We start from the raw sequence: 23309 nt of genomic DNA, 5'->3' as shown, positions 1-23309 counted from the left end.
AGTCGAGCACCCGTTCCGGGTGATCAAGCGCCAATTCGGCTACGTGAAGACACGCTTCCGTGGCCTGGCGAAGAACACCGCGCAGTTGGTGACACTGTTCGCGCTGTCGAACCTGTGGATGGCGCGCCGACATTTGCTGACGAATGCAGGAGAGGTGCGTCTGTAATGCGGGAAATGGCCGGCGCGAGGTGCTCGCGCCGGCTATAAATCCGGAAAGAGGGGATGATTTGATCGTTTTTTAGCCGAATCACCGTTTTGAAATCGGCAAGGGCTGGAGTCAGCCAGAAATACCTGACTACTTCAGACCATCCCTAGCTGGTCGAAACCTGCAGCAAGCCTGGAATGTATATCCCGAGAATTACTGTGTAGCTGGGTAAACTAGCGCGAGCAAGCTTAACCCAGCTATTTCCGTTTTTCTCCCCCCTCGTTCGATGCTTTTTTCTTCAAAGCAATAACCGTGCACAGAACGAAAAAGACGGTTTTTAATGCAGTCTCAACCTGCTTTCAGGAATGAAGGGCTCTAAAAGGGGGCTGGTTCGGAGTGTGCGAGCGCTGATTCGGTGCGTTCTGGGCTGCTGCTGTGCCGGCGCGTTGGAGTATCCTCATGCGGGACGACCAGGCGCGGTTTTGTGCTGCGCTGATCATTCGGAATATGAGGAGCACGGCTATGTTCGTTCTTGATTCGCGTCTGGAGCACGACACGTTGAGTCTGGGTGATTTCTCGCTGTGTCGGTTGCTGCTGATGAACGATGCCAACTATCCCTGGTTCATCCTTGTGCCTCGTCGCGAAGAGATCAGTGAGTTGTTTCAGCTGGACCCTGCGGATCAGCAAGCGCTATGGCGGGAGGCAACGGCACTGGCTGAGACGCTCAAAGACACCTTTGGCGCAGACAAGATGAACGTGGCGACTCTGGGAAATGTGGTGAGTCAGTTGCACATGCATGTAATCGCCCGACGCCGGGACGATGCAGCCTGGCCAGCGCCGGTATGGGGGCATCAGCCGGCTAGCCGCTATAGTGAAGCGCAGGTTCAGGCGATCAAGCAGAAGCTGAAGCTGGTGCTCACTGATAATTTTCATTTTGCGGAGTGACGTAATGGAATTGGAACAGCGCATCATCGATCTGGAGGCACGCCTGGCTTTTCAGGACGATACGATTCAGACGTTGAATGATGTACTGGTTGCACAGCAGCGTACGGTCGAGCGGTTGCAGGCGCAGCTGGGATTGCTCGCCCGACGGCAGGAAGACATCCAGAGCAGGATGGGTGGAGAGGAAGACGAAGCGCCTCCGCCGCACTATTAACTGGCTGCGGCGCAAGCAAGAGCGCCAGTGCCGGCTTGGCTCTGGCGCTTGACGTTAACGATGCTTATTGGGTTGCAACTACGTCTTCGGCCTGAAGACCTTTGTCGCGCATCATGATGGTGAAGTCGACGCGTTGACCTTCTACCAGCACCCGGTGGCCTTCGCCGCGAATCGCCCGAAAGTGGACGAAGACATCATCGCCACTGTCGCGGGAAATAAAGCCGAAACCTTTCGAGGTGTTGAACCATTTGACCGTGCCCGTCTCGCGTCCGGCTGCTGGTGCTGTAGCGCGTTTAGGCTGGCTTTTACGGGCGTTCGAAAGCTGGTTGCGATCGGTTGTGCGTACTTCTTTGGGTTGGGTCGTGGCCAGCTGCAGTAATACGGAGATAAAAACGAGTACAAGGCTGGCAAGAGTGGCTGGTTGATTTGCAATGGCAGCGATCGGCGTCAGCAATACAGCGGCCTGGATCACGACCGCCATAATCAACAGTGCGGATGCGCCCAGCAGAATTGGCCGGTTATGGCCGCTCGCTGCAAGGTTCACAGATGAGGCAAATTGTACGTTCAGCAGGCCGAGAAGGAGCAGGCATAGCGCCTCGGGCTGTGCCAGAAGCGGCATTGCGCCGGTGAGGCTGGGTACGAATGACAATACCAAGGCAGCTACGCCCGTTAATACATGGATAATCTTAAGCATTCATATGACTCGCAGTTAATAGCACGATAGAAAGCGGCAGGCGTTGGGCAGAATTGGAAACTGAGCGTGGGTGGAGCGATCGCTCGTATTTGATGGTGCCAGCCTGCGGCGCGCGCGTATTTAACAGTAAAGGAAGGCGCTGCTCAAATGGCACGCCATGAGCGGGTGAGGGATGAGGTGGGGCGCAAGCCTATTTAGGCTGCTGACTTTAGGTTGGTTGGCAGCTGAGATGTGTTTGGTTCATGGTCCCAAGGACGAGACAGTCGCGTGGGCGGCTGTCTCGTTGTGGGTCGATGCGACGGCTCGTATCAGGCGGCAAGCAAGCTGCGCAGCATCCATGCGGTTTTTTCATGGATCTGCATACGCTGGGTCAGAAGGTCAGCGGTTGGCTCGTCACTGACTTTCTCCAGCAGCGGGAAGATACCGCGCGCGGTGCGGACAACCGCTTCCTGGCCTTCAACCAGTAGCTTGATCATCTCATCGGCGGAAGGAATGCCTTCCTGCTCCTTGATCGACGACAGCTTCGCATAGGCGGCGTAAGTGCCTGGAGCGGGGAAGCCCAACGCACGGATACGCTCGGCAATATCGTCCACGGCCACGGCAAGTTCCGTGTATTGAGTTTCGAACATGGTATGCAGGGTGTTGAACATCGGCCCGGTCACATTCCAGTGGAAGTTGTGGGTCTTCAAGTAAAGCGTGTAAGTGTCGGCCAACAGGCGGGATAAACCGTCCGCAATAGCGGCGCGATCCTGCTCGGCAATGCCAATATTGATTTCCATGGTTGTCTCCGTTTTGATGAATTCACTGACAGTTATGCCAGAAGTGGATGCATTTGGTGAGTGGGCGCGATGTCACTCGTAACAGTCATCGGTTTGAAGCTTCAGAACGCTCTTCGGTTCAACCGGGTTGTCTATCAGCCCGATCGTATCAAGGCTATCGGTGCCGGCTGCGTTGAAGTCATTATGCAGATATAATCCCGCGCTTGTGTCGGGCGGCTCGTTTGCCGTACGGGTAGCGCCGCGCTTTGATGCCGAGCGCCTCCTTCAGTGCCGACAGGTGATATCTCAGGCGGGGCGCCGCGAAGCAGTCGCCTGTTCAGTCGCGGGTCGAGCGACCCCAACGAATTTCCAAGATACGAGAAGCGAACTCCACCATGATGCGCAGCCACTATTGCGGCCAGTTGAACGAAAGCCTGGACGGCCAGGAAATCACTCTTTGCGGTTGGGTCCATCGCCGCCGTGACCACGGCGGGGTCATCTTCCTCGACGTGCGTGACCGCGAAGGCATGGCCCAAGTGGTGTTCGATCCCGACCGCGCCGAGACGTTTTCAGCCGCCGACCGGGTGCGCAGCGAGTACGTCGTGAAGATCACCGGCAAGGTCCGCCTGCGCCCTGAAGGCGCACGCAACCCGAACATGGCTTCTGGTGCCATCGAAGTGCTGGGTTATGAACTGGAGGTGCTGAACGAGGCAGAAACCCCGCCGTTCCCGCTCAACGAATACAGCGATGTAGGTGAAGAAACCCGCCTGCGCTATCGCTTCATCGACCTGCGCCGCCCTGAGATGGCCGAGAAGCTCAAGCTGCGCTCGAGCATCACCACCAGCATCCGTCGTTACCTCGACGAGAACGGCTTCCTCGATGTGGAAACGCCGATCCTGACCCGTGCCACGCCGGAAGGCGCCCGTGACTACCTGGTGCCCAGCCGCACCCATCCCGGCAGTTTCTTCGCGCTGCCGCAGTCGCCTCAGCTGTTCAAGCAACTGCTGATGGTGGCCGGATTCGATCGCTACTACCAGATTGCCAAGTGCTTCCGCGACGAAGACCTGCGGGCCGACCGTCAGCCGGAATTCACCCAGATCGATATCGAGACCAGCTTCCTCGACGAATCCGACATCATCGGTATCACCGAAGGCATGGTGCGCAAGTTGTTCAAGGAAGTGCTGGGCGTCGAGTTCGGCGAGTTCCCGCACATGCCGTTCGAAGAAGCCATGCGCCGCTATGGTTCGGACAAGCCGGACCTGCGTATTCCCCTGGAGCTGGTCGACGTCGCGGATCAGCTGCAGCAGGTCGAGTTCAAGGTCTTCAGTGGTCCGGCAAACGACCCCAAGTGCCGAGTCGCTGCGCTACGTGTGCCGGGCGGTGCCAGCATGCCGCGCAAGCAGATCGACGACTACACCAAGTTCGTGGGCATCTACGGTGCGAAGGGGCTGGCCTATATCAAGGTCAACGAGCGCGCCAAGGGCGTTGAAGGTCTGCAGTCGCCGATCGTCAAGAACATCCCGGAAGACAAGCTCAACGTCATCCTCGACCGCGTCGGTGCGGTTGACGGCGACATCGTCTTCTTTGGTGCCGACAAGGCCAAGATCGTTTCCGAGGCCCTGGGTGCGCTGCGTATCAAGCTCGGTCACGACCTGAACCTGCTCACCTGCGAGTGGGCGCCAATGTGGGTCGTCGATTTCCCGATGTTCGAGGAAAATGACGATGGTTCGCTCTCCGCGCTGCACCATCCGTTTACCGCGCCCAAGTGCAGCCCTGAAGAGCTGGAAGCCAATCCAGGCGCTGCGCTCTCGCGTGCCTACGACATGGTGCTCAACGGCACCGAGCTGGGCGGCGGCTCGATTCGTATCCATCGCAAGGAAATGCAGCAAACCGTGTTCCGCATCCTTGGTATCGATGAGGCGGAGCAAAACGAGAAGTTCGGGTTCCTGCTCGATGCGCTCAAATACGGTGCGCCGCCGCACGGCGGTCTGGCGTTTGGTCTCGATCGTCTGGTCATGCTGATGACCGGTGCGCAATCGATTCGTGAGGTGATCGCCTTCCCGAAAACCCAAAGCGCGGCGGACGTCATGACCCAGGCGCCGGGTGCGGTAGATGCCAAGGCTTTGCGAGAGTTGCACATTCGCCTGCGTGAGCAGCCGAAAGCCGAGTGACGGCGATGCAAGAGCCCAGGGAAACCTGGGCTCTTGGTTTAGACAGATGAAAAGTTGATCAGAAAGGGAGGCAGTTATGGCTGGTCATTCCAAATGGGCCAACATCAAGCATCGCAAGGGGCGTCAGGACGCCAAGCGCGGCAAGATCTTCACCAAGATCATTCGAGAGCTGACTGTTGCCGCGAAGAGCGGGCCGGTTCCTGCCGACAATCCTCGGCTACGCCTGGCAGTGGACAAGGCGCTGGTCGCCAACATGTCGCGTGATGTGATCGATCGCGCCATTGCCCGCGGCGCCGGCAACAATGACGCAGACAACGTCGTCGAGCTGAGTTACGAAGGTTATGCGCCCAGTGGTGTGGCCATCATCGTCGAGGCCATGACCGACAACCGCAACCGCACCGCTGCGGAAGTGCGTCATGCGTTCAGCAAGCACGGCGGCAACTTGGGGACCGATGGCTCGGTCGCCTACATGTTCGATCGCAAGGGCCAGATCAGCTTCGCCGTCGGCGTGGATGAGGATGCGCTGATGGAAGCAGCGCTGGAAGCCGGTGCCGATGATGTGGAAATGGGTGAGGATGGCTCGGCTTTGGTATCGACCAGCTTTGCCGATTTTCATGCCGTGAACGAGGCGCTGAGCGCTGCCGGGTTCAAAGGCGAGGAGGCGGATATAGCCATGATCCCGTCCATTGCTGCACCGCTCGCCGATCTGGAAACCGCCCAGAAAGTGCTGCGTCTGATCGATGCGCTGGAAGACCTGGACGACGTGCAGAACGTCTATCACAACGCTGAAATTTCAGATGAGATCATGGAGCAGCTGGACTAATCCGTTGCGCAACATCACAGCCGGAAGCGACCCTAGGTGCTTCCGGCTTTTTGTTGGTCTTCTTTGCCGGCTTGGTCATGGCGTCTCGTTATGTCGCTGGTCGCCGCGCAGGTAGCTCCTTATACTGCCGGCTGGATAAATAGACAGTATGGCGATGGCATGACGCTTATTCTGGGGATCGACCCCGGCTCACGAATTACCGGCTACGGCGTAATCCGTGATACTGGCCGCAACTGCGAGTATGTCGCGTCCGGCTGCATTCGCACCGGCAGCGGTGAGCTCTCCGCGCGCCTGCAGGCGGTGTTCACCGGCGTTAGCGAAGTGATTCGCCTGCATGGTCCGGTAACCATGGGCATCGAACAGGTCTTCATGGCGCGCAACGCGGATTCCGCGCTCAAGCTCGGGCAGGCCCGCGGAGCTGCCATTGTGGCTGCCGCGGAGCAGGGGTTGGAAATCGCCGAGTACACCGCCACCCAGGTCAAGCAGGCCATCGCCGGAACTGGTGGAGCTGACAAGCAGCAGGTACAGATGATGGTGATGCATCTGCTGAAGCTGGTGCAGAAGCCGCAGATCGACGCGTCCGACGCTCTGGCGATCGCCTTGTGTCACGCCCATCATCGGCAAAGCCTGATTCCGCACGGGCTGGCCGGTGCCAAGCGGCGGGGTGGGCGTTTGCGCCTGTAAGGTTGCTAGTTCGGCCGAAACGTTGGTCCGAGTTATGACGCTGATTGAGTATTTCGGCTGCGGCACGGCATGGCGGCCAAAGGAGGATAAGTTGTGATTGGACGTTTGCGCGGCACCCTGGCTGAAAAGCAACCGCCGCATCTGATACTGGATGTGAACGGCATCGGTTACGAGGTCGAGGTGCCGATGACGACGCTGTACCGCCTGCCTGCGGTAGGCGAGCCGGTGACGCTGCATACCCATCTGGTGGTGCGCGAGGACGCGCATCTGCTGTATGGCTTCTCCGAAAAGCGTGATCGCGAGCTGTTTCGCGAGCTGATCCGCCTCAACGGCGTCGGCCCCAAGCTTGCGCTGGCATTGATGTCGGGGCTTGAAGTGGACGAGCTGGTGCGCTGTGTCCAGGCCCAGGATACCTCTGTGCTGGTGAAGATTCCGGGGGTGGGCAAGAAGACCGCCGAGCGTCTGCTGGTGGAGCTCAAGGATCGCTTCAAGGCTTGGGAAACCATGCCGTCAATCGCAACTCTGGTAGTGGAACCCCGCGGAGCTGTGGCAGTCTCAAGCGCCGAGAACGATGCTGTCAGTGCGTTGATCTCGCTGGGCTTCAAACCACAAGAAGCCAGCCGTGCCGTATCCGCCGTACAGGAAGACGATTTGAGCAGTGAAGACCTGATCCGCCGTGCACTCAAGGGAATGGTCTAGTGATCGAAGCTGATCGTCTGATTACCGCCACCGGTCGAGACCGCGAGGAGCAGTTCGACCGTGCCATCCGCCCACTCAGCCTGGCCGATTACATCGGGCAACCTGTCGTGCGCGAGCAGATGGATCTGTTCATTCGTGCCGCACGGGCGCGCAAGGAATCGCTCGATCACACGCTCATTTTTGGTCCTCCGGGTCTCGGCAAGACCACGTTGGCCAATATCATCGCTCAGGAAATGGGCGTATCGATAAAAAGCACGTCTGGGCCGGTGCTTGAGCGGCCGGGAGACCTCGCTGCGTTGCTGACCAACCTGGAGGAGGGTGATGTCCTCTTCGTCGACGAAATCCATCGCCTGTCGCCCATTGTCGAAGAGGTGCTGTATCCGGCGATGGAAGACTTCCAGCTGGACATCATGATCGGCGAGGGGCCAGCCGCGCGTTCGATCAAGCTCGACTTGCCGCCGTTCACGCTGGTGGGGGCTACCACGCGGGCCGGTATGCTGACCAACCCGCTGCGGGACCGCTTCGGTATCGTGCAGCGCCTCGAGTTCTACTCCACCGCCGACCTGGCAACGATCGTGACGCGGTCTGCCGGTATTCTCGGTTTGCCCATTGAGCCCGAGGGCGCATTGGAAATCGCCCGCCGCGCTCGCGGTACGCCCCGTATTGGAAACCGGCTGCTAAGACGCGTCCGGGATTTTGCCGAAGTTCGTGGCAACGGCGAAATCTCTCGAGTGACCGCAGATCTTGCCTTGAATATGCTCGACGTCGACGAGCGTGGCCTGGATCACCAGGATCGCCGGCTTCTGCTGACCCTGATCGAGAAGTTCGATGGTGGCCCTGTGGGTATCGACAGCCTTGCTGCCGCCATCAGCGAAGAGCGTCACACCATCGAGGATGTTCTCGAGCCGTACCTGATTCAGCAGGGCTACATCATGCGTACGCCGAGAGGGCGGGTGGTGACCCGTCACGCCTATCTGCATTTTGGTCTGAACCTGCCGAAGCGCATGGGCGATTCGCCAGTAGGCGACCTATTCGACGGTGACACGGCGTGACAAAAATATTGTTCTCCCACCCGATTGGCATTTGCAGGGCCTAGCACTAGTATGCGCGCGGAATCACATGCTCAACCGTTCTCTCTTCGGTGTCGTGTCTATTACGAAGACACCGATGCGGGCGGCATCGTTTATTACGTCAATTACCTCAAATTCATGGAACGGGCCCGTACCGAGCGGTTGCGCAGCCTGGGTTTCGCCCAGTCGCAACTGGTAGGCCAAGACCTACTATTTGTCGTGCATTCCAGCGAAGCGCGTTATCACTCGCCGGCGAGGCTGGATGACGAGCTGCTGGTCTCGGCCGAGGTGGTGGAAATCAAGCGTGCAAGCCTGCGTTTCAAGCAGCAGGTGCGACGTGCGAAAGATGATTTGCTGCTCTGCGAAGGGCAGTTCCTGGTGGCGTGTGTGCGCACCGAGAGTTTGAAACCCCGCCCCATTCCCGAAGCGCTGCGTGTCGCTTTCGCCGGGTCGGGTCTATCCCCAGTAGGAGAGTAAGCGTGGAAGCCAACGTCGATCATATGTCCATGTGGAGCCTGATCAGCAACGCCAGCTTTGTGGTTCAGCTGGTCATGTTGATCCTGGTAGCCGCCTCGGTGACCTCCTGGATCATCATATTCCAGCGCGGCAATATGCTGCGGGCGGCGAAGCGTTCGCTGGACAGCTTCGAGGAGCGCTTCTGGTCGGGCATCGACCTTTCCAAGCTGTATCGCCAGGCCGGCAGCAACCCGGACCCTGACTCTGGCGTCGAGCAGATCTTTCGTGCCGGCTTCAAGGAATTCTCACGCCTCCGCCAGCAGCTAGGCGTGGATCCGGACGCCGTGATGGATGGTGTCAACCGTGCCATGCGCGTTGCGATCTCCCGCGAGGAAGAGAAGCTCGATCAGAGCTTGCCGTTCCTCGCTACGGTTGGTTCGACCAGCCCATATATCGGCCTGTTCGGGACCGTATGGGGCATCATGAATTCCTTCCGTGGCCTGGCCCAGGTACAGCAAGCGACCCTGGCGACCGTGGCGCCGGGTATCGCCGAGGCCTTGATCGCCACCGCCATCGGCTTGTTCGCGGCGATCCCGGCAGTCATTGCCTATAACCGGTTCTCGGCGCGTGGCGAGATGCTCATCGGCCGCTACTACACCTTTGCTGACGAGTTCCAGGCGATCCTCCATCGCAAAGTTCACACCACAGAAGATTGAGGCCCGCAGGCCATGGCAAGAATTCGCAACAGACGCAAACCTGTCGCCGAAATGAACGTGGTGCCTTACATCGACGTGATGCTGGTGCTGCTAGTAATTTTTATGGTGACCGCGCCGATGCTCAACCAAGGCGTGAAGGTCGATCTGCCCAAGGTCAGCAGCGAAGTCCTGCCTCAGGATAACGATGCGCGTGTGCTGACCATCTCGATCAAGGCGGACAAGACCTATTTCTGGAACATCGGCAGTGAAGTCGATACCGAGACCGTGCAGGATCAGGCGCTGACGCTGGAGGAGATGACCAAGGCGGTCACCGCAATCATGAATCAGAACCGCAGTCAGGGTAAGCAGGTCCAGGTGTTCGTGCGCGGCGACAAGGCGGTGGACTACGGTTCGGTGATGTCCGCAATGGGTGGGCTGCAGGAAGCGGGCGTGGGTAATGTCGGCCTGATTACTGAGGCGCCTTGATGCAGCAGCCGGAACGTTCGCGCTCGGAGAGTTACTACTGGCCCACCATATTGGCGGTGGGGCTGCACGTCGTCATCTTCGGCATGCTCTTTGTCAGCTTCGCCATGACGCCGGAGCTGCCGCCGTCCAAGCCAATCGTTCAGGCGACTCTTTATCAGCTTAAATCGCAGAGTCAGGCGAAGACCCAGACCAATCAAAAGATTGCTGGCGAGGCGCAGAAAACGGCCGCCAAACAGTACGAAGCCGAACAGATGGAGCAGCGCAAGGTCGAGCAACAAAAGCAGGCCGCTGCCAAAGCTGCGGAACAAAAAAAGGCTGAGGAAGCTCGAAAGGCCGAGGTAGCGAAGGCCGATGCTGCCCAAAAGGCAGCCGAAGCCAAGAAAGCCGAAGAGGCGAAAAAAGCCGAGCAAAAGAAATTGGCCGATATCGCCAAGAAGAAGGCGGCAGACGAGGCCGCAAAGAAGAAGGCTGCCGAAGAATCGAAGAAGAAGACTGCAGCTGAGGCGGCGAAAAAGAAAGCCGCCGAAGACGCGAAGAAAAAGGCAGCAGCCGAGGCCGCAAAGAAGAAGGCTGCGGAAGATGCGAAGAAAAAGGCCGCCGAAGCTGCTCGCAAAGCTGCTGAGGACAAAAAGGCTCAAGCGCTTGCTGAGTTGTTGGCGGAGGACACGGAACGTCAGCAAGCCATGGCCGATACTCTAGGCGATCAGGTCTCCGGCAACTTCGATGATCTGATCCGGATGCGCGCAGCAGAGGGTTGGACCCGGCCGCCATCGGCGCGGAATAACATGTCGGTATCGCTGCGGGTCAACATGCTGCCGGATGGCACCATCACCGCTGTGACGGTTTCGCGCTCCAGCGGTGATGCGCCGTTCGATAATTCCGCAGTTGCAGCGGTTAAGAATATTGGTCGGCTGACCGAGATGCAGGGGCTCTCTGCTCAGGATTTTCAGCCGTATCGCTCGTTCACGATGACATTTACGCCTGAGGATTTAGCGTTGTGATCAATTACCTTCGAGGTTTCATCGTCCTTCTCCTATTCGTGCTGGGCAATGCCGTGGCGCAAGAGAAGAACATCGTCGTTACGAGTGGTGCCGATCGTGCGATTCCGATCGCTGTGGTTCCGTTCGGTTGGCAGGGGGGTACCGTGCTGCCGGAAGACATGGCCGAGATCATCGGTAACGACATGCGCAATACGGGTATCTTCGAGCCTATCCCGAAGCAGAACATGATCAGCCTGCCGACTCGCGGTAGTGAAATCATCTTTCGTGACTGGAAGGCGCTGGGCGCCCAGTACGTCATGGTTGGCAATATCGCGCCCTCCGCCGGGAAGCTGCAGATCCGCTATGAGGTGTTCAACGTCACCACGGAACAGCAGGTCATGACGGGCACAGTGGGTGGCGGCCAGGATCAACTGCGCGACATGGCGCACTACGCAGCCGACCAGGCCTTCGAGAAACTCACGGGTATCAAGGGCGCCTTCTCTACGCGCCTGCTCTACGTCACCGTCGAACGGCTCGGCGGGGCAAATACACGATATACCTTGCAGCGTTCCGACTACGATGGTGCGCGTGCCGTAACGTTGCTGCAGTCACGCGAGCCGATTCTGTCGCCACGCTATTCACCGGACGGACGTCGTATCGCCTACGTATCCTTCGAGCAGAAACGCCCCCGCATTTTCATGCAGCATATCGATACCGGTCGCCGCGAGCAGATCACCAATTTCGAAGGGCTCAACGGGGCGCCGGCATTTTCACCGGACGGCAATCGCCTGGCGTTCGTACTGTCGAAGGATGGCAACCCGGAGATCTACGTCATGGATCTCGGGTCTCGCCAATTGCAGCGGCTCACCAACCATTATGCGATCGACACGGAGCCTTTCTGGGGTTCCGATGGTCAGACCATATACTTCACGTCGGATCGCGCCGGCAAGCCGCAGATCTACAAGCAGCGTCTCGGTGTCAACAACGCCGAACGGGTGACCTTCGTTGGTAACTACAATGCCAACCCGAAGCTTTCTGCCGACGAGAAGACGCTGGTGATGATTCATCGTCAGGAGGGCTATACCAATTTCAAGGTGGCGGCACAGGACCTGCAGCGCGGCAATTTACGGATACTTTCCGAGACGAGTTTAGATGAGTCGCCCACTGTTGCGCCTAATGGCACCATGCTAATCTACGCGACCCGCCAGCAGGGCCGGGGAGTCTTGATGCTCGTATCAATCAATGGTCGAGTTAGGCTCCCGCTTCCTACTGCTCAAGGCGAAGTCCGTGAGCCATCGTGGTCCCCTTACCTGAACTGATGCGGTATCAACGCTTTACCTAACCAAAAACACAACTGGGGTTGTTACACATGGAAATGCTGAAATTCGGTAAGTTCGCTGCGCTGGCTCTGGCTATGGCTGTAGCTGTTGGTTGTTCCTCCAAGGGCGGCGACGACTCTGGCGAAGGTTCCACCGCCGTTGATCCTAACGCTGGCTATGGCGCTGACAGCGGTGCTGTCGACGGCAGCATGAGCGGCGAAGAAGCTGCCCTGCGGGCCATCACCACTTTCTACTTCGAATACGACAGCTCGGATCTGAAGCCAGAAGCCATGCGCGCTCTGGATGTTCACGCCAAGGACCTGCAGTCCGCTGGCAACCGTGTCGTGCTGGAAGGCCACACTGACGAGCGTGGTACTCGCGAGTACAACATGGCTCTGGGTGAGCGTCGTTCCAAGGCGGTCCAGCGCTACCTGGTTCTGCAGGGCGTGTCTCCTGCTCAGCTGGAACTGGTCTCCTATGGCGAAGAGCGTCCGGTTGCCATGGGTAACGACGAGCAGTCCTGGGCTCAGAACCGTCGCGTTGAGCTGCGTAAGTAATAAGCCATGCTCAAGCACCGTTACGCTCTGACGCTTATTGCGCTTGGTTTACCGTTTTTCGCGGTGGCCCAGGTCCCGGTGGTGGAATACGACTCGCAAACCCAAGGTGGTGCGCCTGAGTCGGGTTACTCCTCTGGGGCGGATACGGGCGGTGCCTATGTCGGAGGCGGAGCGTCAGCTCCGTCTTCGGCGCAGGGCATGCTCTTCGTTCAACTGCAGCAGATGCAGGAAGAGATCGCGCAACTGCGCGGAATGCTGGAAGTGCAACAGAACGAAATTCAGCGCCTGAAGCAGGAAGGGCTGGAGCGTTATCAGGATTTGGATCGTCGCTTGTCGGGCGCCTCATCAGGCGGATCGGCTAGTCAGAATTCTTCAACCGCTGGCACGGACGGTGCCGGCGGTTCTATACAGGCGCGTGAAGGCGCTTCAGATCAAGGAGTGGCGAGTGGTCAGTCAGCCGACCCTGAAAAGGAAAAGTTGTATTACGACGCCGCGTTTGATCTGATCAAGGCAAAAGATTTCGAAAAGGCCAGTCAGGCCTTCTCCGCTTTCTTGCGTAAGTATCCCAACAGCCCGTACGCAGGCAACGCACAGTATTGGTTGGGCGAAGTGAACCTCGCAAAAGGGGATCTGCAAGGCGCAGGCCAGGCATTCGCCAAGGTCAGCCAGGCGTATCCGCAGCACAACAAAGTCCCGGATTCGCTGTACAAACTGGCTGACGTCGAGGTGCGCCTGGGTAACCGTGACAAGGCCAACGGAATTCTCCGCCAGGTCATTGCCGATTACCCGAACAGCTCTGCAGCGCAATTGGCTCAGCGTCAACTGAATCGATAGCCGCTGTCGCTCGGTTAGCTAAACAAAACCCGCCTTCTCGGCGGGTTTTTCGTTAGAATCCCCGTCCCTTTCCCGCAACGGAGGCGGATGGCCTGTTTAGCCGTCACGCCCGTGGCTGATATGCAAGATACCCTGCGAATTACAGAGATTTTTTTCTCGTTGCAGGGGGAGACGCGTACCAGTGGTTTGCCCACTGTGTTCGTTCGCCTGACCGGCTGTCCCCTGCGCTGTCAATATTGCGATACTGCCTACGCGTTCAGCGGCGGCGAGCTCATGCCGCTAGATGCGATTCTCGAACAGGTCGCCTCCTATAATCCTCGCTACGTTTGCGTTACAGGCGGTGAGCCACTGGCTCAACCGAATTGCCTGTCCTTGTTGCGCCGTCTTTGTGATGCGGGGTACGAAGTGTCTCTGGAAACCAGCGGTGCGCTGGATATCTCCGATACAGACAAGCGAGTGAGTCGGATCGTCGACTTGAAGACGCCGGGCTCGGCCGAGATAGGTCGTAATCGGTACGAGAATATCGGCGAGCTTACAGCCAATGACCAGGTAAAGTTCGTGATTTGCTCACGGGAGGATTACGACTGGGCCGTATCCAAGCTCATCGAGTACCGGCTGGATGCGCGTGCCGGCGAGGTGCTGTTTTCGCCCAGTCATGGGCAGGTCAGCGCCCGAGAGCTGGCCGACTGGATAGTCAGCGATAATCTCCCGGTGCGATTGCAGCTTCAGTTGCACAAGATCCTCTGGAACGACGCACCCGGCCACTGATACTCCCGGAGCATCCTTCGCGTCTTAGAACTCCGTGCTTGCAGCAGGTAACCGCAATGATTGATAAAAAAGCTGTGATTCTTCTCTCTGGCGGACTCGATTCTGCAACTGTGGTCGCGATGGCCGGGGCGCAAGGGTATGCCTGTTACACCATGAGCTTCGACTATGGTCAGCGCCATCGTGCGGAGCTGCAGGCGGCAGAGCGGGTCGCTCAGCAGTTGAGCGTGGTCGAGCATAAGGTTATCGGTATGAATCTGAATTGTATCGGGGGCTCGGCGCTGACCGATAGCAGCATTCCGGTGCCTGAAGTGTTGGACGAAGGAATACCGGTGACCTACGTGCCCGCGCGCAACACGCTGTTTCTTTCTCTGGCACTGGGATGGGCGGAAGTGCTTGGGGCGCGAGACATTTTCATTGGCGTGAACGCGATCGACTACTCCGGTTACCCTGATTGCCGACCGGAGTTCGTGGAGGCGTTTGAGCGCATGGCGAATCTTGCGACCAAAGCTGGTGTCGAGGGGCGAGGCTTTGCTATTCGGGCACCTTTGCAGGATCTGAGCAAGGCGGAGATCATCCAGGCGGGCATTCGACTGGGAGTGGATTACGCCATGACAGTGTCCTGTTATCAGGCTGATGACGATGGGCGTGCCTGTGGCAAGTGCGATAGCTGCCGCCTGCGCGCAGCGGGCTTCGAAGAGGCCGGTGTCTCGGATCCGACTCGCTATCGCTGAAGATTTTTTCTTGAAAAGCGTTGATTTACTCAATCAAATCAGTATCATGCGCCCCGCATTGGGTCGTTAGCTCAGTTGGTAGAGCAGTTGGCTTTTAACCAATTGGTCGTAGGTTCGAATCCTACACGACCCACCATGTTCTCCCTTGGGAGCAGAAAAGCCGGAGGCCAATAGGCCATCCGGCTTTTTTTATGTTCATAGTCTGCAAAAAAAGCGAAATGGCTAGTTCGCTTGGTTATAACCGCCGTTTTTCACTACGACCTTGGTCTGTGACCGGGGCGAGATTAAACGTAATAGACTGCGACCTCCCGATTGTCCGTTGGTTTGAGGCTCAAATGTATTCTGATCGCATCCGCTTGTCCTCCCTGCAGAGCAAGGTCATGAGCGCCCAAGAGGCCGCTACTCTTATTAACGACGGTATGACCGTCGGCATGAGCGGCTTTACCCGCGCGGGTGAGGCGAAAGCAGTGCCGCTGGCGCTGATCGATCGTGCGAAGGACGAGAAGCTGAAGATCAGCCTTATTACCGGTGCCAGCTTGGGCAATGACCTGGACGGAAAGATGGCCGCAGCTGGCCTGCTGGCTCGTCGTGGTCCGTTCCAGGCGGATGCCACCCTGCGCAAGGCAATCAACCAGGGTGAGGTCATGTTCATCGATCAGCATCTCTCGCACACCGTCGAGCAGATGCGCAACAATCAGATCAAGCGTCCGGACGTAACCATTGTCGAGGCCGTGAGCATCACTGAGCAAGGCCACATCGTCCCGACCACTTCCGTAGGCAACTCCGCCAACCTGGCCGTGTTTGCCGACAAGATCATCGTCGAGCTGAATCTGGCTCACAGCCTGAATCTGGAAGGTCTGCACGACATTTACTTCCCGGGCGAGCGTCCGAATCGTGGTCCGATTCCGCTGACCAAGGTGGATGACCGTCTCGGCACCACAGCCATTCCAGTTGACCCGGCAAAGATCGCCGCGATTGTCATCACCGAGCAGCCGGACTCTTATTCCACCGTTACGCCGCCGGATGAAGATACCCAGTCGATCGCTAACCACCTGGTCGAGTTCTTCAAGAAGGAAGTGGCGGCTGGCCGTCTACCAAAGAACCTCGGTCCGATGCAGGTCGGCATCGGAAATATTGCCAACGCCGTAGTGTGCGGTCTGATCGACTCGCCGTTCGAAGATCTGGTGATGTACTCCGAAGTATTGCAGGACTGCACCTTCGAGCTGATCGACGCCGGCAAGATGAAGTTTGCCTCCGGCTGCTCCATCACGTTGTCCGAGCGTTGCAATGATCGGGTCTTCGGCAATCTGGAGAAGTACAAGGACAAGCTGGTGCTGCGTCCTCAGGAGATCTCCAATCATCCGGAACTGGTGCGTCGTCTCGGTATCGTCGGTATCAACACCGCGCTGGAGTTCGACATCTATGGCAACGTCAACTCGACGCATGTCGGCGGCACCAAGATGATGAACGGTATCGGTGGTTCGGGCGATTTCGCACGTAACGCCAACATGGCTATCTTCGTGACTAAGTCGATCGCCAAGGGCGGCAACATTTCCAGCGTCGTACCGATGGTTGCGCATGTCGATCACACTGAGCATGACGTGGAAATCCTCGTCACTGAGCAAGGCCTGGCCGACCTGCGCGGACTGGCGCCGCGCGAGCGGGCGCGCGTGATCATCGATAACTGTGTGCATCCGTCCTACCGCGAGGCGCTGAATCAGTACTTCGCAGGCGCGTGCGACAGAGGCGGTCAGACCCCGCACATGCTGCGCGAAGCCATGGAATGGCACATCAATCTGGAAGAACGCGGTCACATGCTAAAGCACGCGTGATCGACATGAAAACCGCCGGCCAATGCCGGCGGTTTTCATTTGGGCGGCGCAAAAATGCGTAGCCTGGTGGCCCCTCGCTTTCCCTTTTGCCGAGGCTTCGGCTAGTATTCTTGCCCCTTGAGCGGGCAGGAAGGCGGAATCTGCATATCGCGTGTCTCTCCCTTTCGCCTTGTCCGAGCCGACCCGGTTGACCGGCGCGTGCTCGGCGCTTCATGCAATAACGTGCTTTGCAGGACCGCGAACATGACGCAGATACCCGAACGTATTCTTGTGCAGGCTCACCTGGCGGCCAAGCAGCCCAGGCCGCTAACGCCCGAGCAGGAAGCGCAATTGCGCAGCGATATCGCCGTCGAGTTGAAACGGCAGAACGCGGTGCTCGTCGCCCACTACTACACCGATCCGGTGATCCAGTCGCTTGCCGAGGAAACTGGAGGTTGTGTCTCCGACTCGCTGGAAATGGCTCGGTTTGGCAATGAACATTCGGCGCAGACCGTGGTGGTTGCCGGTGTCAAATTCATGGGTGAGACGGCGAAGATCCTCAACCCCGAAAAGCGCGTGCTAATGCCGACGCTGGATGCCACCTGCTCGCTGGATCTCGGCTGCCCGGTGGATGAGTTCTCAGCGTTTTGCGATCAGCATCCCGAGCGCACGGTGGTTGTCTATGCCAATACCTCTGCCGCAGTGAAGGCGCGGGCTGATTGGGTGGTGACCTCGAGCTGTGCGCTGGAGATCGTCGAGAGCTTGATGGATAACGGCGAAAAGATCATCTGGGCACCCGACAAGCACCTTGGCAGCTATGTGCAGCGTGAGACCGGCGCCGACATGCTGTTATGGGATGGTGCCTGTATCGTTCATGAGGAGTTCAAAGCGAAGCAGCTGGAAGATATGAAGGCACTGTATCCGGACGCTGCCGTCCTGGTTCATCCCGAGTCGCCTGAATCGGTGATCGCCCTGGCCGATGCCGTAGGCTCTACCAGTCAGCTGATCAAGGCGGCACAGACGCTGGCAAACCCAACCTTTATCGTCGCCACCGACCGCGGCATCTTCTACAAAATGCAGCAGCTCTGCCCAGATAAAGAATTCATCGAGGCACCGACAGCAGGCAGCGGCGCCACGTGCCGCAGTTGCGCGCATTGCCCGTGGATGGCGATGAATACACTTGAGCGTACCCTGGACTGTTTGCGTACCGGCAGTAACGAAATCTTTGTAGATCCGGCACTGGTCCCGCGTGCCGTCAAACCGCTGAAGCGCATGCTGGACTTCACCCAGGCGGCGCGTATCAAGCAAGCTGGCAACGCTTGACGTAACGCTCTTAAGCCTGGGAGCGGAAGCGGCGCCATTCGGCGCTGCATGACTCAGCGCAGCATCTCCTCGACCATTCGCTTCTCTTCGATCAGCTGCTGCTGTCGGGAGTCGATGCGCGAGGCAAGCTGGAAGTTGTTCGAACGACGTTTGGCAAAATCCAGCTGCTCGATGGCCTGATCGTAATCGCCGACCAGTGCGAAGAATTCGCGCGCGGCCTGATGCAGGCCGATGATGTTCCCGGTGAGGCCGCGGATCTCCGAAACCTGATACCAGATGTCCGGATCCTTGGCGCGGTCTTTGACCAGAGCGTCCAGCTCTTGCTCGGCTTCTTGCAGTTTGTTTTCCTTGATCAGCAGATCGATGTGCGTCTGGCGTACCGGGTAACTCCCGGGGTACAGGCTGAGCAGGGTCTGGGTGCGTTCGCGTGCGGCGCCGAGTCGGTTGGCGGTGATATCGAGTTCGATCTGCGCCAGGTTATAGGTGGCATCGTCCGGCTCCTTTGCCAGCAATCGCTTCAAGTTGATCGAGGCTTCCTCGAGCTGGCCGCTCTTGATCTGCGCTAGAGCCAGACCGTAGCGAGCCGCGTCGAGGTTTTCATCTTCGTTGAGCATGGCCCGAAAGCGCTTGGCGCTTACGCCTGGCGTGTTCTCGAATCTCAGGTCCACTCTTGCCCGCATGAGCTGGTAGCGCAGGCTGTCTTCGACGCCCACGTCCGGGTATTGCTCTGCGCGGTTTCTGGTATCGGCGATGCGTGATTCGGTGACCGGGTGAGTAAGGAGGAATTCCGGCGGCTTCTGGTCGTAGCGATACTGGCGCATCAGGCGACCGAACATCTCCGGCATCGCGCGCGGGTCATAGCCCGCTCGTTCAAGATTGACGATACCGATGCGGTCGGCTTCTTGTTCGTTCTGTCTAGAGAAGCGCCGTTGCGCCTGGATCGCGGCTGCTTGGGTCGAGACGATCGCGGCGATGCCGGCATCGCCCGCGCCAGCCGCAGCCGCTACGACGCCGGCGAGCATTGCCGCCATCAGCGGCAGCTGCATGCGTTTCTGTGCTTCCAGCCCACGAGCGAAGTGCCGTTGGGATAGGTGCGCCAACTCGTGCGCCAGGACGGAGGCGTATTCGGCTTCGGTTTGTGCATGAAGGAACAAGCCGCCGTTGACTCCGATGATGCCACCCGGCGCAGCGAAGGCGTTCAGTTGCGGGCTGTCGAGCAGTACGAACTCGAGGCGACGGTCCTGCAGCTGGCTCGTCTCGGCCAGGCGATAAACGCTGCGCTCCAGATAATCCTTGAGCAATGGGTCCGACAGCTGCGGAACCTGGCCACGAAGCAGGCTGAGCCAGGCGCGGCCCAGTTGATGTTCCTGTTCGGGCGAGACGATGCCTGAGCTGGAATCGCCGAGGGAGGGCAGGTCATTGGCCATAACTGGCTGCCCGATCAGGCATGCCAGTGTCAGCAGGGTGGGGCGCAGCAATTTCATCCAGACTGGCTCATAAAAGCAGGAGCGTTACTGTAGCCTTGCGCCAGGGTAACTGGCCAGGGGCGGGCGCAGGTCGGTATCCTGCGTTCCTTTCCAGGAGATGAATATGACTCAACCGAGTGTGCCGGACAGTGTCTGCGATGCCGAATTGGACGCCGTTGGGCTGGAGTGCCCGATGCCGCTGCTGAAGGCAAAGCTTGAACTGAATCGGCTGGCCAGCGGCCAGGTATTGAAAGTCACCGCGACCGATCCGGGTTCGCAACGAGATTTCCGCAGCTTTGCCAAGCTGGCCGGCCACACGCTGCTGCGTGAAGAGGCGGATGAAGGTCTCTATCGTTACTGGCTGCGCAAGGCCTGAAGTCGCTAAGGAAAGATATGCTCAACGTACTGCGCGGTTGGATCCATCGTTACTTCTCCGACGAGGAAGCGGTGGTTCTGGCTGTACTGCTTGTGGTCGCCTTCGCTGTAGTGTTGACGCTGGGCGATATGCTCGCGCCGGTCCTCGCCGGGCTGGTGCTGGCGTTTCTGATGCAGGGCCTGGTCAGCACACTGGAGCGCGTCAGGATTCCGCACCTGGTATCGGTCTGGCTGGTGTTTCTAATGTTCGTCGGGGTGCTCACGGTTTGCTTGCTGTTCCTTGTGCCTTTGGTTTGGCAGCAAGTACTGACACTTTTCAACGAGTTGCCCAGGATGCTGGTGGAGTGGCAGTCGCTATTGCTGCTGCTGCCCGAGCGCTATCCGCAGCTGCTGACCGAAGAGCAGGTGCTGCGTGGCATCGATTTCATGCGGGGTGAGGTTGGTCGTTATGGCCAGGTGGTGCTGACTTCGTCCTTGTCCAGTCTGCCGCTGCTGTTGAGTCTGATGATCTACCTGATCCTGGTGCCGATTCTGGTGTTCTTCTTCCTCAAGGATCGCGAGCAGATCAGTGACTGGCTGAGTGGATATCTGCCACGGGAGCGTACGCTGATCACCCAGGTTTCCCAGGAAATGAACGTGCAGATTGCCAACTACATTCGTGGCAAGGCGATCGAGATATTGATCTGTGGCGTGGTGTCCTATGCCGTATTCGTGGCGCTGGAGCTGAACTACGCAGCGCTGCTGGCCCTGCTGGTAGGTATCTCGGTGGTGGTGCCCTATATCGGCGCCACGGTGGTGACCATTCCAATCGCCTTGATTGGGTTATTCCAGTGGGGTTTGGGTGATCAGTTCATTTATTTGATGGTGGCCTACGCGATCATCCAGGCACTGGATGGCAACGTCCTGGTGCCTTTGCTGTTTTCCGAGGCGGTGAATCTTCATCCGGTGGCCATCATCTGTTCGGTCCTCCTGTTTGGCGGGCTCTGGGGTTTCTGGGGGGTGTTCTTTGCGATTCCCTTGGCCACTTTGTTCAAGGCGGTGCTGTACGCCTGGCCGCGCAGGGCCGCTACGGTGCCAGTGGTGGAAAGCGTCAGCTAGAACGAAAAGGCCGGCATTTGCCGGCCTTTCGCTTATTGGTGATGCAGTGCCTGAGCGGCCTGCAAAACGGCCTCGACATGCCCCGGAACCTTCACGCCTCGCCATTGCTGGCGAAGCACGCCGTCGCGGTCGATCAGGAAGGTGCTGCGATCCACGCCCATGTATTCCTTGCCGTAGAGCTTCTTCAGCTTGATCACATCGAATAGCTGGCAAAGCTGCTCATCCTTGTCGCAGATGAGTTCGAAGGGAAACGCCTGCTTGGCCTTGAAGTTTTCATGGGTCTTCAGGCTGTCCCGCGAAACACCGAAGACCAGTGTATTAGCTTCGCTGAACGCGCCGTGCAAATCTCGGAAACCCTGACCTTCGGTGGTGCAGCCAGGCGTGTTGTCCTTCGGGTAGAAATAGAGCACTACCTGCTTGCCCTTCAATGATTCGAGGCTGACCAGAGTGTCGCTGGTGGCCTGAGCCTGGAAGGGCGGGACGGGTTGATCGATTTCCACGGGCATTACTGGTTTTCCTTGTTCAAGGGTTCTGTGGACGCCAGGGCTCTATCAGGGCGTCCAGATTCAGTGCGTCAGCGAAATCCAGAAACTGGTCACGCAGCCAGCTGATCTGCGTGCCCGCCGGCAGCGTGACGGTCAGCGTCGCGTTGAGCATGGTGCCGCCGGTCTGGGGCGCCTGATAGGTGTCACAGGTGAGGCTCTCGAGCTCGACGCGGTGATCGAGAAAGAACTGGCACAGCTCGTTGAGAATGTCCGGGCGGTAGACCGAGCTGACATAGGCCACATAGGGCAGTGCTTGCGGGCGGGTTTCCAGGGCTTCACTGCGCACCACGTTGGTGGTGAACTCGTGCTTCTTGGCCAGACCCGGCAATGCGGTCTCCATGCGAGCGAGGGCATCCCAGGTTCCGGTTATCTCCAGGACCAGCGCACAGCACTCGCCATGGCGGGTCAGGCGCGTGCTGACGATGGCGCAGCGATTCTCGTTGCTGGCTCTGCAAAGCACGTTGGTGAGCGCCATTGGGCTGCGGCCCATGGCGCTGATGACGAGAAATTGCTCTCGGGGTACTGGGGGGGTGGACATGCAGTTTCCTGGCGGTGATGAATCGGTCGGCCAGCCAAGCCGAAAAGGGCTAAGGGTAGCGAAAAGCATCGTCAGAGGGAATGCGTGGGCAGGGTACACATTAGAAAGTGCATCACCGTGACCTTATCGTTCCGACCGCAGGATGCAACCAGCGTACTCGCAAAGCGCTCAGGAGCCTTGTACCATAACGCCTCTCTTTTTCCGGCAGGAGTGGGTTGCATGATTGCGGGCAGTATGGTGGCGTTGGTCACTCCCATGGACGCGCAAGGTGGTCTTGATTGGGATAGCCTGAGCAAACTCGTGGACTTCCATTTACAGGAAGGCACCAATGCAATCGTTGCGGTTGGTACCACTGGCGAGTCGGCAACACTCGAAGTGCCCGAGCACATCGAAGTGATTCGACGTGTGGTGGATCAAGTCAATGGCCGTATTCCGGTCATCGCCGGCACCGGTGCCAACTCCACTCGCGAAGCTGTTGAACTGACGGAAAACGCCAAGGCGGCCGGTGCCGATGCGTGTCTGCTTGTCACGCCGTACTACAACAAGCCGACCCAGGAAGGCATGTACCTCCACTTCCGCCATATCGCCGAAGCCGTTGCCATCCCTCAGATTCTCTACAACGTGCCCGGCCGCACGGCCTGCGACATGCTGCCGGAAACTGTCGAGCGCTTGTCCAAGGTGGCTAACATCATCGGTATCAAGGAAGCGACTGGAGATCTCAAGCGCGGCCAGGAAGTACTCGATCGTGTCGGCAAGGATTTCCTCGTTTATTCCGGTGACGATGCCACTGCTGTCGAACTGATGCTGATGGGCGGCAAGGGCAATATCTCCGTTACCGCGAATGTCGCCCCTCGGGCGATGAGTGAGCTATGCGCGGCTGCGATTGCGGGTGATGCCGAAAAGGCACGTGCAATCAATGCGCTGCTGATGCCCCTGCATCAGACCTTGTTCCTCGAGGCCAATCCGATCCCGGTTAAGTGGGCACTGCATGAAATGGGCCTGATGCCGGACGGTATTCGCCTGCCTCTGACCTGGCTCAGCCAACGTTGCCAAGAGCCGCTTCGCGACGCTATGCGTCAGTCCGGTGTGCTGGCCTGAACAGTATCCGGTGTACTGGTTTAATAATG

The 23309-nt window shown here is 58.5% G+C and carries 27 protein-coding genes and 1 tRNA gene; 23 read left to right on the top strand and 5 right to left on the bottom strand.

Annotated features, from left to right (window positions below):
- From DQ405_RS19665 to DQ405_RS19655, 3 genes are all read left to right on the top strand, one after another.
- A partial coding sequence (locus DQ405_RS19665; protein ID WP_168425753.1) for a transposase occupies nucleotides 1-166 on the top strand: 166 nt, incomplete at its 5' end.
- Between the two features lie 501 nt (nucleotides 167-667).
- Nucleotides 668-1090 (top strand): HIT family protein, encoded by a 423-nt coding sequence (locus DQ405_RS19660; protein ID WP_168425752.1) that lies wholly within the window; start codon nucleotides 668-670, stop codon nucleotides 1088-1090.
- 4 nt (nucleotides 1091-1094) lie between these two features.
- Nucleotides 1095-1301: a SlyX family protein gene (locus DQ405_RS19655; RefSeq protein ID WP_168425751.1), complete on the top strand. Its 207-nt coding sequence runs from the start codon at nucleotides 1095-1097 to the stop codon at nucleotides 1299-1301.
- A gap of 64 nt (nucleotides 1302-1365) precedes the next feature.
- On the opposite strand, the gene DQ405_RS28120 is transcribed toward DQ405_RS19655, so the two are convergent.
- Nucleotides 1366-1995, bottom strand: coding sequence for a cold-shock protein (locus DQ405_RS28120; protein WP_168425750.1), 630 nt, complete (start codon nucleotides 1993-1995; stop codon nucleotides 1366-1368).
- A 308-nt stretch (nucleotides 1996-2303) separates the two neighbouring features.
- Nucleotides 2304-2774 carry a Dps family protein gene (locus DQ405_RS19645; RefSeq protein WP_168425749.1) on the bottom strand — a complete coding sequence of 157 codons (471 nt, stop codon included), beginning with the start codon at nucleotides 2772-2774 and terminating at the stop codon, nucleotides 2304-2306.
- A gap of 374 nt (nucleotides 2775-3148) precedes the next feature.
- On the opposite strand from DQ405_RS19645, the gene aspS reads away from it, so the two are divergent.
- The 17 genes from aspS to nadA all read left to right on the top strand — a co-directional run bounded on the left by aspS (nucleotide 3149) and on the right by nadA (nucleotide 18160).
- Nucleotides 3149-4924, top strand: coding sequence for an aspartate--tRNA ligase (gene aspS, locus DQ405_RS19640; protein ID WP_168425748.1), 1776 nt, complete (start codon nucleotides 3149-3151; stop codon nucleotides 4922-4924).
- Nucleotides 4925-5000: 76 nt separating this feature from the next.
- Nucleotides 5001-5747: a YebC/PmpR family DNA-binding transcriptional regulator gene (locus tag DQ405_RS19635; RefSeq protein WP_168425747.1), complete on the top strand. Its 747-nt coding sequence runs from the start codon at nucleotides 5001-5003 to the stop codon at nucleotides 5745-5747.
- Nucleotides 5748-5906: 159 nt separating this feature from the next.
- Nucleotides 5907-6431, top strand: a complete 525-nt coding sequence (gene ruvC, locus DQ405_RS19630; protein ID WP_168425746.1) for a crossover junction endodeoxyribonuclease RuvC — start codon at nucleotides 5907-5909, stop codon at nucleotides 6429-6431.
- A 93-nt stretch (nucleotides 6432-6524) separates the two neighbouring features.
- Nucleotides 6525-7130, top strand: coding sequence for a Holliday junction branch migration protein RuvA (gene ruvA, locus DQ405_RS19625; protein ID WP_168425745.1), 606 nt, complete (start codon nucleotides 6525-6527; stop codon nucleotides 7128-7130).
- The gene (gene ruvB, locus DQ405_RS19620) at nucleotides 7130-8182 is read left to right on the top strand and encodes a Holliday junction branch migration DNA helicase RuvB (RefSeq protein ID WP_168425744.1); all 1053 of its coding nucleotides are present in this window, start codon (nucleotides 7130-7132) and stop codon (nucleotides 8180-8182) included. The genes ruvA and ruvB overlap by 1 nt, the downstream gene beginning before the upstream one ends.
- A gap of 51 nt (nucleotides 8183-8233) precedes the next feature.
- Complete coding sequence (ybgC, locus tag DQ405_RS19615) at nucleotides 8234-8677, top strand: tol-pal system-associated acyl-CoA thioesterase (RefSeq protein ID WP_168425743.1); 444 nt, start codon at nucleotides 8234-8236, stop codon at nucleotides 8675-8677.
- Nucleotides 8678-8679: 2 nt separating this feature from the next.
- Nucleotides 8680-9372 carry a protein TolQ gene (gene tolQ / locus DQ405_RS19610; RefSeq protein ID WP_168425742.1) on the top strand — a complete coding sequence of 231 codons (693 nt, stop codon included), beginning with the start codon at nucleotides 8680-8682 and terminating at the stop codon, nucleotides 9370-9372.
- Between the two features lie 12 nt (nucleotides 9373-9384).
- Nucleotides 9385-9837 carry a protein TolR gene (tolR, locus tag DQ405_RS19605; protein ID WP_168425741.1) on the top strand — a complete coding sequence of 151 codons (453 nt, stop codon included), beginning with the start codon at nucleotides 9385-9387 and terminating at the stop codon, nucleotides 9835-9837.
- The gene (tolA, locus tag DQ405_RS19600) at nucleotides 9837-10838 is read left to right on the top strand and encodes a cell envelope integrity protein TolA (RefSeq protein WP_168425740.1); all 1002 of its coding nucleotides are present in this window, start codon (nucleotides 9837-9839) and stop codon (nucleotides 10836-10838) included. Before tolR ends, tolA begins: the two co-directional genes overlap by 1 nt.
- Nucleotides 10839-10858: 20 nt before the next feature.
- Nucleotides 10859-12136 carry a Tol-Pal system beta propeller repeat protein TolB gene (gene tolB, locus DQ405_RS19595; protein ID WP_342030432.1) on the top strand — a complete coding sequence of 426 codons (1278 nt, stop codon included), beginning with the start codon at nucleotides 10859-10861 and terminating at the stop codon, nucleotides 12134-12136.
- 50 nt (nucleotides 12137-12186) lie between these two features.
- Entirely contained in the window at nucleotides 12187-12693 is a 507-nt protein-coding gene (gene pal / locus DQ405_RS19590) for a peptidoglycan-associated lipoprotein Pal (RefSeq protein ID WP_168425738.1), read from the top strand.
- A gap of 6 nt (nucleotides 12694-12699) precedes the next feature.
- Nucleotides 12700-13527, top strand: a complete 828-nt coding sequence (gene ybgF / locus DQ405_RS19585) for a tol-pal system protein YbgF (protein ID WP_168425737.1) — start codon at nucleotides 12700-12702, stop codon at nucleotides 13525-13527.
- Nucleotides 13528-13647: 120 nt separating this feature from the next.
- Nucleotides 13648-14295, top strand: coding sequence for a 7-carboxy-7-deazaguanine synthase QueE (gene queE, locus DQ405_RS19580; protein WP_174824697.1), 648 nt, complete (start codon nucleotides 13648-13650; stop codon nucleotides 14293-14295).
- 56 nt (nucleotides 14296-14351) lie between these two features.
- Nucleotides 14352-15026 carry a 7-cyano-7-deazaguanine synthase QueC gene (queC, locus tag DQ405_RS19575; RefSeq protein ID WP_168425735.1) on the top strand — a complete coding sequence of 225 codons (675 nt, stop codon included), beginning with the start codon at nucleotides 14352-14354 and terminating at the stop codon, nucleotides 15024-15026.
- A 60-nt stretch (nucleotides 15027-15086) separates the two neighbouring features.
- A tRNA-Lys gene (locus DQ405_RS19570) sits at nucleotides 15087-15162 on the top strand.
- 199 nt (nucleotides 15163-15361) lie between these two features.
- On the top strand, nucleotides 15362-16858 hold the full coding sequence (locus DQ405_RS19565; RefSeq protein WP_168425734.1) for an acetyl-CoA hydrolase/transferase family protein: 1497 nt from the start codon (nucleotides 15362-15364) through the stop codon (nucleotides 16856-16858).
- A 243-nt stretch (nucleotides 16859-17101) separates the two neighbouring features.
- Entirely contained in the window at nucleotides 17102-18160 is a 1059-nt protein-coding gene (gene nadA, locus DQ405_RS19560) for a quinolinate synthase NadA (protein WP_168425733.1), read from the top strand.
- Between the two features lie 53 nt (nucleotides 18161-18213).
- Here nadA and DQ405_RS19555 read toward each other — a convergent pair whose 3' ends face one another.
- Nucleotides 18214-19644 (bottom strand): M48 family metalloprotease, encoded by a 1431-nt coding sequence (locus DQ405_RS19555; RefSeq protein ID WP_168425732.1) that lies wholly within the window; start codon nucleotides 19642-19644, stop codon nucleotides 18214-18216.
- A gap of 106 nt (nucleotides 19645-19750) precedes the next feature.
- On the opposite strand from DQ405_RS19555, the gene DQ405_RS19550 reads away from it, so the two are divergent.
- Both DQ405_RS19550 and DQ405_RS19545 read left to right on the top strand, forming a co-directional pair.
- Nucleotides 19751-20002: a sulfurtransferase TusA family protein gene (locus tag DQ405_RS19550; protein ID WP_168425731.1), complete on the top strand. Its 252-nt coding sequence runs from the start codon at nucleotides 19751-19753 to the stop codon at nucleotides 20000-20002.
- 17 nt (nucleotides 20003-20019) lie between these two features.
- Nucleotides 20020-21099, top strand: a complete 1080-nt coding sequence (locus DQ405_RS19545; RefSeq protein ID WP_168425730.1) for an AI-2E family transporter — start codon at nucleotides 20020-20022, stop codon at nucleotides 21097-21099.
- Between the two features lie 32 nt (nucleotides 21100-21131).
- On the opposite strand, the gene DQ405_RS19540 is transcribed toward DQ405_RS19545, so the two are convergent.
- Both DQ405_RS19540 and DQ405_RS19535 read right to left on the bottom strand, forming a co-directional pair.
- Nucleotides 21132-21605 carry a peroxiredoxin gene (locus DQ405_RS19540; RefSeq protein ID WP_168425729.1) on the bottom strand — a complete coding sequence of 158 codons (474 nt, stop codon included), beginning with the start codon at nucleotides 21603-21605 and terminating at the stop codon, nucleotides 21132-21134.
- Between the two features lie 16 nt (nucleotides 21606-21621).
- A complete protein-coding gene (locus DQ405_RS19535; RefSeq protein ID WP_168425728.1) occupies nucleotides 21622-22182 on the bottom strand; it encodes a glycine cleavage system protein R in 561 nt (186 codons plus the stop codon).
- 219 nt (nucleotides 22183-22401) lie between these two features.
- Here DQ405_RS19535 and dapA point away from each other — a divergent pair, with 219 nt between their 5' ends.
- On the top strand, nucleotides 22402-23280 hold the full coding sequence (gene dapA / locus DQ405_RS19530; RefSeq protein ID WP_168425727.1) for a 4-hydroxy-tetrahydrodipicolinate synthase: 879 nt from the start codon (nucleotides 22402-22404) through the stop codon (nucleotides 23278-23280).
- Nucleotides 23281-23309 lie beyond the last annotated feature (29 nt).

This window comes from Pseudomonas sp. SST3 (assembly GCF_003325755.1).
The sequence above is the reverse complement of the archived record's forward strand: the minus strand, read 5'-3'. Positions and strand labels throughout refer to the sequence as shown.